This is a genomic window from Marinobacter sp., assembly GCF_965229985.1.
Taxonomy (GTDB): Bacteria; Pseudomonadota; Gammaproteobacteria; order Pseudomonadales; family Oleiphilaceae; genus Marinobacter.
This window is the reverse complement of the sequence record NZ_OZ245935.1, coordinates 1,607,369-1,622,030: the sequence shown is the minus strand read 5'-3', so window position 1 is coordinate 1,622,030 and position 14,662 is coordinate 1,607,369. Positions and strand designations below refer to the sequence as shown.

Genomic DNA, 14,662 nt, shown 5'->3' with positions numbered 1-14,662 from the left:
GTCTATGCCCTGTCTATGGTTGCCGGTTCGATACCTGCGGCAATCGCGGTTTTGTCTCACGATGAAGTTGACGATACCAAGCAAGCGCTTGGTTTGTAAATAGGCAAGTTTAAGGTAGAATTAAAGGCCTCTTTTGCCAACCGGATAGCTTTAGTGAGCCAGAACCAGATCCTCCAGTCGCTGATCGCTGAAAACCTTGTGTCAGACCCCAGTGGTGCCCGTGGCCGCCTGCTCACTGAGGCCGCCCGGCTGTTCCGGGAAAAGGGCTATGAACGGACCACGGTTCGCGATCTGGCCGCCGCCGTCGGTATTCAGTCTGGCAGCCTGTTTCATCACTTCCGGACCAAGGAAGAGATTCTCAAAGCGGTGATGGTCGAAACCATCCGGCTGAATACGGCGCTCATGCAGGCGGCTCTGGAGGCTGCCGATACCAACAGAGAGAAGCTGCGGGGTCTGGTCCGTGCCGAGCTGGAGTCGATCAATGGCCAGACCGGTGAGGCCATGGCGGTATTGGTATTCGAATGGCGGAGTCTGTCGGCCGCTTCCCAGGTTGAAGTGCTGGAACTCCGGGATATCTACGAGAAGCTCTGGCTGGATGTACTGGAATCGCTGAAACACGAGGGCGCCCTGGAGGCGGATCCCTTCGTTGTTCGACGGATGTTGACTGGCGCCCTCAGCTGGACCGTAACCTGGTACAAGCCAGAGCGGGGAGGCCTGACACTGGATGGCCTGACCGATCAGGTGATGGCGATGATGGCACTGTAAGCGGACTGGTATTTTCAAAAGTCATTGTTTTAAATCAAGAAAATCGTGCGAAATCCATTTCCTTCCGGGCCATTGGCCCGATCGGCATAACAAAATCGGCATTCGAGCCATTTTTGTAGGACAGTTTTCACCGCATTCTTGCACCCGTTGACAAAAACCGAGTTCAGATCGGCCAAACAAAAACAACGTGATGCAGGGTGAAATATGATCTCCTCTCTGGCAAAGCTCGGACCGCACCTTATTGCGGCTCGCCTCAAGGCTCTCTCGCTGGCGGCGGTTGTCGTTCTCGCAGGATGCTCGGCAAATCCCATCTACACCACCACCGGCGTTGTACTCTCCAATTACTCGGAGGGCGAAGCCACGCCCTACGTACTGCAGATGTCCGACGCCCAGATGGCTTGTGCGCTGGGTGAGGGCATTGACCCGTTGCTCTATTCCTTCTCACGGGTGACCGATGCTCCTGACAGCACCGGCTCCTTGCTGATGCTCCTGGCAGGCAATTGCGCCGAGTATGAAGCCTGGGAGGCGGAGCTCGCCTACCTCAGAGCGGACTACGAGGGCGATGTCGAAGCGGCCAAGGACGCCAGGGAAGTGGCAAAACGCCTGAACGCACTGACTGCGAAGCGTCGCTATGCGTCCTTTCAGCGAGCGATGGCCGCCTACGAGTTCGATCCCGGCGCTGAACCCCTTGAGTGCCCATTCCTGTTTAGCGAGCAGGATGAAATTACCTTTCTGCTCGGTTTGCTGACTGGCATGCAGGCCATCGTGAACGATGCCAATTCCGGCGCCATGGCCGGAGTACCCAGGAACATAGCTCCCCAGGCCGAGCGTGCCGCTACCTGTCTGGACAATGAAAAGTGGGGCGGCATGCCCAATGCCATCCGGGCCCTGGTCTGGCTACTGCTGCCAGATACCCGTCCGGCGCTGGCGCCGGATCCCTGGCAGGTGCTGGAACACAGCAGGGAGCTGGGCGTTGAGAAAGGCATGCGGGTTCCGCACGCGCTCCAGGCTGTCGCCGCCGAAACATTTGGCCGGCCGGAAAAGCTTGAGGAAGCCATCGCCAGTTTCGCCGAGGCCGATGCAACTATTGAGGTCTGGGACGAGTACCGTCTGGTGGATGAAGTCGCGGCCGGAGTGGTTCGCTTTTCCTCCGACAAGCACTGGACCGCCAACTACGGCTATCGGACGCCGCAATCCTTCTTCGGCAGGATGAGCCCGGAGCGGCAAACCGAAAACGTCGAAACCATGAATCTGGACGATCTGCTGTAAAGCAGGTTGCCGACATCCTCTGAAAACTGACAAACACAAGAATGACCCGGAGGTCGTTATGATCCGCAAATCCCTGACAGCCATGGCCCTTGTCGCCGCCGCTCCTCTGGCATCGGCGCAGTCTGTATCCATGTGTGTGTTCGATGTAATCGGCGCCAATGGAGACTTCTACAACTTCGTCAAAGACTATGCCCTGGAGATGAAAGGTCACGGCGTGGATTTCCAGCTGAAACCCTACACCGATGAAGGTGTGGCGATTGGTGATTTTAATGCCGGGCAATGTGATGCGGTTGCCGCCACCGACATCCGGATTCGTCCATTCAACAAATTCACGGGCAGCATCAGCGCCGTGGGAGCTCTTCCCACCTACGACAACCTGAAAACCCTGTTGGCCACTCTGGCGCAGCCCAAAGCAGCACCATTAATGAAGGATAACGGTTACGAAGTGCTCGGGATCATTCCTGTCGGTGCCGGCTATCTGTTTGTAAACGATCGCAGTATTGATACCGCCGGCGAGCTGGCCGGCAAGCGTATGGCAACCCTGGACTACCAGAAAGACGCAATTCACATGGTGAACTTCGTCAAGGCCACGGTCGTGCCCTCCGACATCACCAACTTCGCCGGCAAGTTTAACAACGGTTCGGTGGATACCGCCTACGCGCCGGCTTTTGCTTACGAAGCTCTGGAGCTCTACAAGGGCATTGGCGACAACGGCGGGGTTGTGGACTATCCGCTGGCACAGCTGACGCTTCAGATGGTTGCCCGTGATGACGTGCTGGACGATGAAACGGCCCAGAAAGCCCGGGAAGTAGCCTGGAACATGTTCCCGCAGGCCATGGGCCTGATCGAGGGCCAGGAAGCGGCCATTCCTGAAGAAAAATGGGTACGCATTCCTGAAAAGGACATCCGCGGCTATCAGGAAATGTTCCGGGAGAACCGTATCGAGATGCGCGATGGCCTGAACGGTGCGCCGGATGTGTATCACCCGAAAATGATGGGGCTGCTCAGCAAGATCCGGTGTGCAAGTAACCCGGCTGCTGCCGAGTGCACTGCGGCCAACCGCGAATAACTGGGCGGATCCATCATGAACTGGCGAGCAATTACCGCTCCGGCCGCAAGGACCCTCTACCCCGTACATCGGATGTACGGGGCCGTTCTTCTGCTCTTGCTGTTGTTTACGTTGCTGTTGGGGATGGGCAATTCCCTGCATTCCCGACTGCTCTGGGTCGGCGAGCAGACGTGGCCAAACTACTATTTGCTGAATCCGGATGCCACGGAGCCCTCGTGCCAACTGGAGATGGATATCGACGCCGAGGTTGCCCGCCGGGTGGCCAGTTACAAGCCGGACCCGGATGACCTTTTCAGTTCACCGCCGAATCCGGAAGCCATTCGCAAATCCCTCCAGAGCAATCTGGAGCTCTGCCAGCAGCAATACGATGTCTATGAGCAGAACCTTGCGCACGCCACGCCAGCCCTGGGGGCGTTCAAGACAGTAGAGCAGGGTCTTGCGAATTTCCTGCTTGAGAACATTGAGCTTACCAAGTACCTGTTTATCGCAATGTTCGCGATGGCTGCGGCAATCGCTGCACTGGATACCGACCACATTGCACTTCGCCTGCCTCGCAATCGTGCCGAATGGCGGCTGAGCCAGGGCGTGCAGTTTGTGGTTAATGGCTTGATGCTGCTGTCGCTGAACGCTTATCTTGGGAAACTGGCCACGTCGCCGGGTTCGGAAGACACCATGAGTCTGCAGTACGCCTGGGGTGGGGTCTTCGGCCTGTTCATGGTGATTAACGCCGTCCGGTTTCTGAACGTTCCGAAACGAATTCGTCCCGGCGGTCTTTCCGCCTCGTCTGGTCTCGTGGTGCCGCTCTACTGTGCCATGGGCCTGATCGCCATGAGTTATTTCTTCCTGGTGGACGGTTACGCCTCGGGGCTGGCCATCTATTTCGGGATGATGTCCAACCTGTCGTCCATGTTCATCAACATTGGCCTTTACGTGCTGGTGGGCATGATGCTGAAGCAGACCCGCATTCCCGAGCTTCTGCTTAACCTCATCAAGCCCTTCAATCTTCCTGCACCGCTTCTGGCTTCGGTGATCATCTTCGCAACCGCGTTTCCGACCGCGTTCACCGGCGCATCGGGCATTTTCATCCTGGCCGTGGGTGGCGTTGTTTATGACGAACTCCGCCGTGCCGGGGCAGGGCGCCAGCTGTCCCTGGCAACGACCGCCATGTCGGGCAGCCTCGGCGTAGTGCTGAATCCTTGCCTGCTGATTGTTGTCGTGGCTGCACTTAATAAAGAAGTCACGACCACAGAGATGTACAGCTGGGGTTTCTGGGTCTTCATTATGTCGGCAACCCTGTTCTCGCTGATTGTCTGCAAGACCCAGGGCAATTGGAAGCCTCGTCCGGCGCCGGGAGCCTTCCGTGCAGCCCTTGGTGAAAGCCGGGCATTGCTGCCTTATGTGGTTGTGGCTGCTTTGGTCATCCTGTCGATCTGGATTGTTCTGGGTTTGAAGTTCAACGAGTACAGCGCCCCGTTGATCCTGCCCTTGGTCATGCTTGCTTTGGTCCTCCTGGATTCCGGCCGGAGCAGTGAGGACCGGGGCCAGACCCGCTCTCAGGCATTCTGGAGCCGAAGTTCCGCCGCTGCCAGCGATTCAGCGGTGCATATCGGAGCCCTGCTTGCGCTCATCGGGTTTTCGATCTGCCTCGGGGGTATCCTCGAACGCTCGGATATAGTTCACGCGCTCTTCCCGGAGGACCTCACCAGTCCCTGGATCGCCATGCTGGTGATTGTGGTTATGCTTACGGTAATCGGAATGGTCATGGACCCGTTCGGCGCGGTAATCCTGGTGTCGGCTACCATTGCCCAGCCGGCAATCCAACTGGGTATCGATCCGCTGCACTTCTGGATTGTCTGCCTGGTGGCGTTCGAGCTTGGCTATCTGAGCCCGCCGGTGGCACTGAACCATCTGCTGACCCGTCAGGTTGTGGGCGAGACGGAAGTGCTGGCGGCAGAACGTACCGGTACGTTCTGGCATCGCTATGAGCGCCTGTTGCTACCTCTGGCTGTGATGGGGCCAACACTATTGTTCGTGGCCTTTGTGCCGATGCTGTTCTACGCGTTGTAATGTTGAGATGAGATAAAGAAAGCCGCCTGAGGGAAACTTCAGGCGGCTTTTTGCATCTGGAATACAAGAGGAAACGTAGTTTGAACGAAACCGAACACTCGCGTGGAGCGTGTTTGGTATACCCTAGGAAATACAATCGACTTGCTGCCAGTGGCCTGACATATGAATTCACTTGCCCCCTCGAAATTGGTCCCGGTTTTCTTGGCTCTGCTTTCACTGGTGGGTTGCGGGGGTGGTGGCGGTGGCGATGGCCTGGATTCTCAGGAGCCCGGTCTGAGCGGCACCATTACCATCGAAAGTGGAACGCGAGTGGACTCGGATACGGCGGATGACAGTCGGCTTAATGAGGCGATTTCCAACGATTCATCCACCACCGCTCAGTTAGTGCCTTCAACTGGTATCCTGGGAGGCTATTTGAGCGCTACCTCTGGCACCTATCCCGGTTCCGGCGAGTTTGTATTTGAGTATGTAACCGATGCACAGGATGTTTTCCGCGCTGATCTCGCAGCGGGGAGCACGATTGCCGTGCAGGTTTTCAGGGATTCGGATTTTCCAACCCCCGAGATTACGCTGTCAGTTGAACAGGGCGGTGCCTCGGATTCGGTTTCGGGGGCAGGCGATACGCCTTTGATGGTAAGTGCGCCTGCTGATGGGGCCACACAGATAAGCCTCAGCACCACCGGTGGCGGTCCTTTCCGATACGTATTGTCTATTTCGACTGCCGGCGTCACCAATTTCCAGAGTTCTCACTACAGCCAGCCGGAATTCGTGCCGGACCAAGCTATTGTCCTGATGTCACCGGAAGAGCAGGGTAGCATGGGGCCGCAGGGCCTCGCCGGAGCCTTGTCGGCCTCTTCCGCGAAATCACTGGGGCAGGGCGCCTGGTTGGTAAGGCGTGATTCTGTTGGCGTAGTCGCTTCCCAATCGTCCGGCTCTGCTGGTGGCCTGCGGCGTGAGACGCTTCGTTGGATCGCCGAACTGAAAGCGGAGCCCGGAGTTCAGGTTGCAGAACCGAATTATATCTACCGGGCCCAGGCGGACCGGGATCTCTCATCTCTGCAGTGGAATTTACCCCTCATCAGTCTGCCGCTTGCCTGGCAGGCCGCACCGAGCCAAGGCAACTCTGTCGGGGTCGCTGTGATGGATACCGGCCTGTTTACGTCCACTCCCCAAACCTACGGCGATTGGCATCTTGATCTGGATGCGAATGTCGTGCCGTTCAATTCCGGACGCATACTCGATTACGTGTCAGCCGATGTGGATATAGATCCTCAGTTCAACGATCCGTTGGGATATGACAACAACCCGGCTGACCCAGGCGACGGTAAACCTCAGAGCAGCAACTTCCATGGGACCCATGTTGCCGGCATTGTAGCTGCGCTGCAGGACTCTGCCGGCGTGGATGGCGTTGCGCCGGAGACTACACTTTGGCCCGTCAGAGTGCTTGGGCGCGATGGAGCGGGCACTCTCGATGATCTGGTTGCAGCGATAAACTGGGCCGCCGACAACCCCGATATCGATGTTATAAACCTCAGCCTTGGGGGCGTTGGCCCAAGCACCGTGTTGGAGGCGGCCATAAACCGGGCAGATTCAAATGGAAAACTGGTCGTCGCTGCGGCAGGCAATCAGGGCACCGATGAGCTGACCTATCCAGCCGCCTTTGAGCGAGTCATTGGCGTTGGCGCAGTGGATGCGGGCAAGGTACGGGCTTCATACTCCAATTTTGGCGGTTCCGTGGACCTTGTTGCACCGGGTGGAGATGCGACCAGGGACGCGAATCTGGATGGCAATGCCGATCTGGTTATCAGTACCTGGGGTGTTGACGATGGTGGCGAATTCATTCGCTCTTATGCCGGATTGCAGGGAACCTCAATGGCGGCTCCGCACGTTGCGGGCGTTTATGCCTTGATGAAAGGGGCAAACCCTGTTGCAGTTACGCCCGGCCAGTTTCGAGCCTGGTTGGCCAGCGGTGTGCTGACAGAGAACGTTGGCAACGATACCGAATATGGAGCCGGTCTGATAAACGCGCTCAAGTCAGTCGACGTGGCCCTCGACGGGTCAGTGAGCACGATCGTATTGTCTTCGCCTTCCGCCATCGAGTTCGATCGCGCGCGCTTCAATAGCGAACTTGATTTTACTGTTTACCCCGAAGGCGAATCGGTCGAGGTTAATAGCGTTGCCTTCGATTCTGATCTGATCTCTCTCGATCCGGTGCTTTCACCTGGCAGTCCTCTGCCCAGCTCGGTGTCCGTCTCGGTGGTGGAGCAGAATGTCGTTGACGGGCAGAGTTATGCCACGACGATTCAGATTGACTACAGTGCCGGTGGCGAAACGGGAACCCTGGAGATTCCAGTGTCGATAGACCTCAGGGAATTGGCTGATGAGCGAGACGCTGGTCGCCATTACGTATTGCTGGTAAGCCCTGATGAAAGCCGTGAAACCATAGAGCAGCGCGTGGTGACCGCTCGTGATGGAAGCTACAGCTTCTCGTTCGATGACATAGAGCCCGGGGAGTATTTCCTGGTGGCTGGAACGGACATGGACAACAACGGCTTTATCTGTGAGAGCGGTGAAGCTTGCGCCGAATATCCGGTAAATGGTCTGCCAGAGAAGATCGTTATCGGGGAAGAACGGGTTACCGGAGTCAGTCTAAGCACAAGCTTCCGGCGCCCTACCATTGCTTCGATGGGTTTGCCTCGCATCGGCTTCGAAGGCTATCGTTTGAAAAATGATGAAAACCAAACTGCTCAACCAGTGAGAACCCTGGAGACCAAACGTTGATGCCCAATCACATTCGCGCTGTTTGTCTTCTGGTTGCAACGCTTTTGGCATCCGGATGTGCGAGCAGTCGCTCGGAAACCGCAGAAGGTGGGCCATTGGCACGCCAGATTACCCAGTCAGCACACTGCGGTCTTACGGCTCCCGGTCATGTTCACCTGAAAAGTATCGAAGACGTGGAGAAGCTGGAAGCTTTGCCGGCGCGCAATCTCTCCCTTGAGTCTTTGAAGAATATAGAGTTTGAGAGGGAGCACATCGTTCTGGCGGCTATTGGTCAGAAGCCAACTGGGGGTTATAGCGTAACCCTTGACTCTTCTGAGATCCGTGGCGGAACCCTGGAGCTGAGGGTCAGAGTGGCCGAACCGGACCCCGGAACCATCGTCACCCAGGCGCTCACCACCCCCTGCGCAGTCATCGCTGTGACTGCGGAAGGCTGGGACGATATCCAGATCACCCGCGCCGAAAACAACCGTTGATCTTTCGTCACGAATCCCTAAGCTATGGCTCAGCTTTTCACATCAATCGCGGAGTCAGTTCCTGCCCATGAGCCAGCAACAATATAACGCCGATGCTATTGAAGTACTGAGCGGCCTGGATCCGGTGCGCAAGCGTCCGGGGATGTACACAGACACCAGTCGGCCCAATCACCTGGCGCAGGAAGTCATTGATAACAGTGTGGATGAGGCACTGGCAGGCCATGCCAAGCGTATCGACGTGGTGTTGTACAGCGATGGCTCGCTAAGCGTTGAGGACGACGGCCGGGGCATGCCGGTGGATCTTCACAAAGAAGAGGGCCTGCCTGGCGTCGAACTGATTCTGACCCGCCTCCACGCTGGCGGCAAGTTCTCCCAGGGCAACTACAACTTTTCCGGTGGCCTCCACGGTGTCGGTGTTTCCGTTGTAAACGCACTGTCCACCCACCTGGAAGTGACTATCAAGCGGGATGGCCAGCTTCACCGGATGACCTTCGCCAATGGTGACAAGGCGTCTGAGCTCGAAGTGATTGATACCGTCGGCAAGCGTAATACCGGTACCCGACTGAAGTTCACGCCAGACGTGACCTATTTTGATAGCCCCAATTTCTCTGTCAGCCGGCTTCGCCACAACCTGAGGGCCAAGGCGGTTCTCTGCCCGGGCCTGACGGTGACCTTCCTGCAGGAAAAAACCGGTGAGAAAGACGAGTGGTTCTATGAGGACGGCTTGCGGGACTATCTGCGCACGGCCCTGGCGGACATCGAAGTGGTGCCGTTGGAACCTTTTACCGGGAGCTTTTCCGGAAACAAGGAAGCGGTGGACTGGGCCATCCAGTGGCTGCCGGAGGGCGGCGAAGCCATCATGGAAAGCTACGTTAACCTGATTCCCACGGCCCAGGGCGGAACCCATGTGAACGGGTTGCGTACCGGCTTGTTGGAGGCCATGCGTGAGTTCTGTGAGTTCCGTAACCTGTTACCTCGTGGCGTGAAGCTCTCTCCGGAGGATATCTGGGAGCGGGCGGCCTATGTTTTGTCCTTCAAGATGCAGGAACCTCAGTTCTCCGGCCAGACCAAGGAGCGCCTGTCTTCCAGGGAAGCGGCTGCTTTCATCTCTGGTGTGGTCAAGGATGCCTTCAGTCTCTGGCTTAACCAGCATACCGATGTCGCTGAGGCGCTGGCGGAACTCTTTATCAGCAATGCCCAGCGCCGCCTGCGAGCCAGTAAAAAGGTTGCCCGGAAGAAGGTCACTTCGGGCCCGGCACTGCCCGGCAAGCTGGCAGACTGTTCCGGCGGTGATACCGCCCGCTCCGAGCTGTTCCTGGTAGAGGGTGACTCGGCCGGGGGTTCTGCTAAGCAGGCGCGGGACCGGGAGTTTCAGGCGGTTATGCCGCTGCGAGGCAAAATTCTCAATACCTGGGAAGTGGACTCCGGCGAGATCCTGGCGTCCCAGGAAGTGCATGATATTGCCGTTGCCATCGGCGTGGATCCCGGTTCTGACCAGCTGGATGGCCTTCGCTATAACAAGATCTGCATCCTCGCTGATGCCGACTCGGATGGCCTTCACATTGCCACGCTGCTGTGCGCGTTGTTCGTAAAACACTTCCGCCCTGTGGTTGCCGCCGGCCATGTGTTTGTGGCGATGCCGCCACTTTATCGGGTGGATCTGGGCAAAGAAACCTTTTACGCCCTGGATGAGCACGAAAAGCAGGGCATTATCGACCGTATTGCGGCTGAGAAGCGCAAAGGCAAGATTTCGGTGACCCGCTTCAAGGGCCTGGGTGAGATGAACCCCCTTCAGTTGCGTGAAACCACCATGGCGCCGGACACTCGCCGCCTGGTCATGCTGACCATCGAAGACGGTGACGATACCGACAGCCGTATGGATATGCTGCTAGGCAAGAAGCGCGCATCGGATCGAAGGGCGTGGCTTGAGACCTATGGCAATATGGCGGACATTGAAGTTTAATATTCTATAAGGTGCTATAAACAGCATCCTTTATTCTTTCTCTGTATTCCGTAAACTCGTTATCCTGCCAGTTTTCTGATCGGGAAGAACCGTTGATGGACTGGCAGGGCTGGTTTGCGCTGGGCCTCGCAGGCACCGCGCTGATACTGATGAGTGCAGGGCGATTTGCGCCCCATCTGGTGATGATGGGTGTGCTTGTGGTGCTCAGTGCCAGCGGAATTGTTTCAGCGGATCAGGCTCTTGCCGGCTTCAGTAACAGTGGTCTGATCACCGTTGTCGCCATGTTCGTGGTGGCAGCGGGCATTCATCATTCCGGTGGTGTCGATCTACTGGTGCATCACCTGCTTCGCAATCCCAAGACTGTCCGGTCTGCCCAGGCCCGGATTGCGCTCCCGGTATCCCTTCTGAGTGGTTTTCTCAACAACACCCCGGTCGTCGCCACCATGATTCCTGCGGTGCATGCATGGTCCCGTAAGATCGGTATCTCGCCGTCGAAATTGATGATTCCACTGAGCTATTCCGCCATTCTCGGGGGTACCCTCACACTGATCGGAACCAGCACCAACCTGGTGGTTAATGGTCAGTACCAGCAACTGACCGGCGAGCAGGGTTTCTCGATCTTCTCCATTACGGCCGTCGGACTGCCTGTGGCCATCATCGGTGTTGCGGCCCTCCTGCTGGTTATGCCCAGAGCGTTGCCGGACCGCAAGGACCAGCAGAAATTCGGTTCCATGAGGGAATTTACTCTGGAGGTCGCGGTGTCGTTCGACGGCCCCCTGGTCGGGAAGACCGTAGGTGAGGCCGGGCTAAGGGAGTTGGAACGGCTGTATCTGGTCGAGATTGAGCGGGATGGCAGCGTGGTTACCGCTGTGCCGTCGGAAGAGCGGCTTCGGGGTGGCGATCGACTGGTGTTTGCCGGCGATACCCAGGCGATTTCAGACCTTCTGCGGATTAATGGCATTGTACCCTCGGTCCACGAGGATGAGCCGAGTCTTAGCAAGGACAGGGCCGAGCGGCGGCTGGTGGAGGCCGCATTGTCGCCCCAGTCTGACGTACTCGGCCTGACCATTCGGGACGCGCGCTTCCGGGACCGATACGGTGCTGTTGTCCTGGCCGTTGCCAGGGGCGGGGAGCGGGTCTCCGGCAACCTTGGGAATATTCGTCTAAAACCCGGCGATGTTCTGCTTCTGGAAGCTCGTCCCGCGTTTGTCAGCCGTCAGCGCTATAACAAGGACTTCCTGCTGATCAATGATCTGGAAACCGAGACGCCCCGGCATGACCGGGCCTGGCTGTCCTGGGGAATCCTGTTGGTGCTGGTGGGCCTCGCTGCCTGTGGCACCCTGAGTATGCTCAACGCGGCACTGTTGGGCGCAGCGGGAATGATTCTGACCGGCTGCTGCTCGGTTGGCCAGGCGCAGAAGTCGGTGGATGTGCCGGTCATTCTCACTATTGCCGCTTCCTTTGCCATGGGCGCGGCCCTGGAGCAGACCGGCGCGGCAGGCTTTGTTGCCGAAGGCATTCTTGAGTTCAGTCAGGGCAACGTCTTGTTAACCATCCTGCTGGTCTATCTGGTGGTGTCGGTGCTGACCGAGGTTATTACCAACAACGCAGCCGCTGTGCTGGTAATCCCCATCGTTCTTTCAATGACGACCAGTATGGGCGTGGCTGCCGAGCCGTTTGTAATAGCCGTCATGATGGCCGCCTCGGCCAGTTTTGCAACGCCGCTGGGGTATCAGACCAACATGATGGTGTTTGGGCCAGGCGGTTACCGGTTCAGTGATTTCGTGCGGGTAGGGCTGCCAATGAACGTGTTTATTGGTGCCGTCACGGTGGTGGTCATCGCCCTGGTGTACGACATCAGCCTCAGCTTATAAAGGCTGTTCCGTCGGGTTGGCGAGAATGTCGCAGCACAGCACCTGAAGCTTGCCATCCTGATAATATCCCAGTGACAGAGTGACGCACATATAAGCCCCGGTAACGCAGAGATACGGTGCGGTGACGTGCAGGCTCTCCGGTTGGGCCAAAGCCTGGCGAAGATACTGTTGGCGGTACCAGTCAGCGCTGCTGGTGCTTTCCAGGGGTTTGAAGCGCGGGTCCATGCTGCGGGTGCCGGCGTCGGAAACCAGGGTGTCATCCATCTGGACGCCCTTGTCATCGACCAGATAGCAGCGGGAGACCGCAGGATGGTTCAACAGCTCCAGACAGGATTGTTGCATACTCATTCCGCTGCGAAGCTTCGTGATGGCATGGTCAAAAAAGCCACTGAAAAAATCCACTAATTGCCGTGTCGGGTCCAGGGTAACCTGGTTGCGGGTCTTGTATTCCTGCAACAGGTGGTCGAAGTCCGCGGGCGCATGGGTCAGCTGATCCAGGTCGGTGCTTGGCCTGCGGAAATAGAAACCCTGTACGAAGTCAACGCCAGCATCAATGGCAATCATTGCCTGATCCCGGGTTTCCACACCTTCCAGCAGAACCAGGCAGCCCGACTGGTGCAGCAGTGACACAATGCCGTTCAGAATCTGTCGGGCCTTGTGATCGTCTGTCGCCCGGGTCAGAAGTTTCCGATCCAGTTTCACGATGTCCGGCGACAGGTTCCAGATTCGCTCGAAATTGGAGTGGCCGGCGCCGAAATCATCGATGGCCGTAAGGCAGCCCAGCTTTTTGTAGTAGGCAACCGTTTCCCGCAGCCTTTCTGCGTCGTCTGTTGGCTGCTCGACGATTTCCATGACAATGCGGTGCGGAGGCAGGCCGGTTTTGGCAAGCAATTGACCAAAAAACGAATCGGCCTGACTACCGCTGGTCACCACCTGCGGCGATACGTTGAGGAAGAGCCAGTTAAGTTGGTCACGGATGCCACTGTAATTGCGTATATGCAGGTAGCGGCAGAGGCGATCAAGGAGCAGATTCTCCGCTTCCGAGGCCGGTAGCTGGAAAAGATGGAGCGGGAGGACTGCAGAGTTATCGGTATCGAAGGCCCGGATCAGCGCCTCATAGCCAACGATGCGCTTGTGCGAAATGCTGTAGATGGGCTGGAGCGCGGTTCTGAGAGTCAGTCCGCGAAAATCGGCGGTCCATGTGTCACCTTCCCTGTTCAGCATAGGGGATAACAGTTCCACTTCCGGAGCTGTCAGCTTTTCAGGGAGCCGTTTCGACATAGACGATTCTGGTTAATTAAACGAACGCATCAGCCGCCCCAGTCTGGCGTCTGAACTGTCTTTTATCAGTACAGATGGCGTGTGAAATCGCGCGAAGTTACTGATAGTTGGAGGGAAGATTGCCAAAAAAACGCGTTTATTACCACTGTTTCATGTAGAAACTGGAAACGGTTTGTATCTTTCGCTGTCTGGAAAGGGAAAGGGAAAGGGGAAGGAAAAGCCCAGCGGTCCGGGCGGACCGCCAGAGAATCAGTTATTGCTGGGTACAACCACGCTTTCGTCGAATTCGAGTTCCATGTCCTGTCCTCTCGGTCAATGAGGCCCCAGACGGGGCATCCAAATATGTAATAAGTCTATCGTTGCTATAATTTTGAACAATCCGTAAAACCCGTATGCGACCAAAGGCAAAAGGGCGGGGCATGATCAGAAATTCTGATGTAACGCTGCAAAAGATTTTGATTTTCTTCGTCGGTCCGAGTTTCTAGACTTGGGCTCATCGTTTGACCAGGGAACAGGCTAATTTTTCATCATGCAAATCAGGAACACTCCGGCCAGCTACGGTCTCGTAGCTATCACTATTCACTGGCTTGTTGCGCTGGTTGTCCTTGGCCTCTTCGGGCTTGGCTATTGGATGGTGGACCTGTCGTACTACGACGACTGGTATCGCAGGGCACCGGATATCCACCGCAGCATTGGCATCCTGCTCTTGATGGTCATGCTCTTCCGGGTTGTCTGGAGAGTGGGCAACGTCTCGCCGGAGCCACTGCCAGGCCATAAGCGCTGGGAGATCCGCAGCGCGCACATCGCCCACCTTCTGCTGTATGTGCTGATTTTCGTTGCAATGGTGAGTGGCTACCTGATTTCGACGGCGGATGGCTCTTCAATCAGTGTTTTCGACTGGTTTGAGGTGCCATCAGTTACCGGCCAGATCAAGGGCATGGAAGACATCGCCGGAACCGTTCACTACTGGTCTACCTGGGCAATCGTGGGCCTGGCTGCGGTTCATGCGGCCGGCGCCTTCAAGCACCACCTGTTTGATCGTGACCGCACATTACGGCGTATGTTAGGGAAGTGAGCGCCTGCCGGTTGTTTATTCATCGTCTAACGCCCGGGAGTCGGG

The 14,662-nt window shown here is 57.0% G+C and carries 10 protein-coding genes; 9 read left to right on the top strand and 1 reads right to left on the bottom strand.

Going from position 1 to position 14,662, the window contains the following annotated elements; translation table 11 throughout:
- The first annotated feature begins 144 nt into the window (after positions 1-144).
- From ACO06L_RS07350 to ACO06L_RS07315, 8 genes are all read left to right on the top strand, one after another.
- Complete coding sequence (locus tag ACO06L_RS07350; protein ID WP_202347803.1) at positions 145-765, top strand: TetR/AcrR family transcriptional regulator; 621 nt, start codon at positions 145-147, stop codon at positions 763-765.
- 204 nt (positions 766-969) lie between these two features.
- On the top strand, positions 970-2,034 hold the full coding sequence (locus tag ACO06L_RS07345; protein ID WP_202347688.1) for a hypothetical protein: 1,065 nt from the start codon (positions 970-972) through the stop codon (positions 2,032-2,034).
- Positions 2,035-2,092: 58 nt separating this feature from the next.
- Positions 2,093-3,103, top strand: a complete 1,011-nt coding sequence (locus ACO06L_RS07340) for a putative solute-binding protein (RefSeq protein WP_202347687.1) — start codon at positions 2,093-2,095, stop codon at positions 3,101-3,103.
- A gap of 15 nt (positions 3,104-3,118) precedes the next feature.
- The gene (locus ACO06L_RS07335) at positions 3,119-5,170 is read left to right on the top strand and encodes a TRAP transporter large permease subunit (protein WP_202347686.1); all 2,052 of its coding nucleotides are present in this window, start codon (positions 3,119-3,121) and stop codon (positions 5,168-5,170) included.
- A 162-nt stretch (positions 5,171-5,332) separates the two neighbouring features.
- Entirely contained in the window at positions 5,333-7,951 is a 2,619-nt protein-coding gene (locus tag ACO06L_RS07330; protein WP_202347685.1) for a S8 family serine peptidase, read from the top strand.
- Positions 7,951-8,424, top strand: coding sequence for a protease complex subunit PrcB family protein (locus ACO06L_RS07325; protein WP_202347684.1), 474 nt, complete (start codon positions 7,951-7,953; stop codon positions 8,422-8,424). Before ACO06L_RS07330 ends, ACO06L_RS07325 begins: the two co-directional genes overlap by 1 nt.
- Positions 8,425-8,491: 67 nt before the next feature.
- Positions 8,492-10,387 (top strand): DNA topoisomerase IV subunit B, encoded by a 1,896-nt coding sequence (parE, locus tag ACO06L_RS07320; protein WP_202347683.1) that lies wholly within the window; start codon positions 8,492-8,494, stop codon positions 10,385-10,387.
- A gap of 95 nt (positions 10,388-10,482) precedes the next feature.
- Positions 10,483-12,261, top strand: a complete 1,779-nt coding sequence (locus ACO06L_RS07315; protein ID WP_064228623.1) for an SLC13 family permease — start codon at positions 10,483-10,485, stop codon at positions 12,259-12,261.
- On the opposite strand, the gene ACO06L_RS07310 is transcribed toward ACO06L_RS07315, so the two are convergent.
- Complete coding sequence (locus ACO06L_RS07310) at positions 12,256-13,542, bottom strand: EAL domain-containing protein (RefSeq protein WP_227716010.1); 1,287 nt, start codon at positions 13,540-13,542, stop codon at positions 12,256-12,258. The genes ACO06L_RS07315 and ACO06L_RS07310 overlap by 6 nt on opposite strands.
- A 529-nt stretch (positions 13,543-14,071) precedes the next feature.
- Here ACO06L_RS07310 and ACO06L_RS07305 point away from each other — a divergent pair.
- Positions 14,072-14,617, top strand: coding sequence for a cytochrome b (locus ACO06L_RS07305; RefSeq protein WP_202347682.1), 546 nt, complete (start codon positions 14,072-14,074; stop codon positions 14,615-14,617).
- Positions 14,618-14,662 lie beyond the last annotated feature (45 nt).

Bases quoted from the DNA above. Each gene is read 5' to 3' on its own strand.
- ACO06L_RS07315 (WP_064228623.1), top strand. From the start codon at position 10,483: ATGGACTGGCAGGGCTGGTTTGCGCTGGGCCTCGCAGGCACCGCGCTG.
- parE (WP_202347683.1), top strand. From the start codon at position 8,492: ATGAGCCAGCAACAATATAACGCCGATGCTATTGAAGTACTGAGCGGC.
- ACO06L_RS07325 (WP_202347684.1), top strand. From the start codon at position 7,951: ATGCCCAATCACATTCGCGCTGTTTGTCTTCTGGTTGCAACGCTTTTG.
- ACO06L_RS07345 (WP_202347688.1), top strand. From the start codon at position 970: ATGATCTCCTCTCTGGCAAAGCTCGGACCGCACCTTATTGCGGCTCGC.
- ACO06L_RS07335 (WP_202347686.1), top strand. From the start codon at position 3,119: ATGAACTGGCGAGCAATTACCGCTCCGGCCGCAAGGACCCTCTACCCC.
- ACO06L_RS07305 (WP_202347682.1), top strand. From the start codon at position 14,072: ATGCAAATCAGGAACACTCCGGCCAGCTACGGTCTCGTAGCTATCACT.
- ACO06L_RS07310 (WP_227716010.1), bottom strand. From the start codon at position 13,542: ATGTCGAAACGGCTCCCTGAAAAGCTGACAGCTCCGGAAGTGGAACTG.
- ACO06L_RS07340 (WP_202347687.1), top strand. From the start codon at position 2,093: ATGATCCGCAAATCCCTGACAGCCATGGCCCTTGTCGCCGCCGCTCCT.
- ACO06L_RS07330 (WP_202347685.1), top strand. From the start codon at position 5,333: ATGAATTCACTTGCCCCCTCGAAATTGGTCCCGGTTTTCTTGGCTCTG.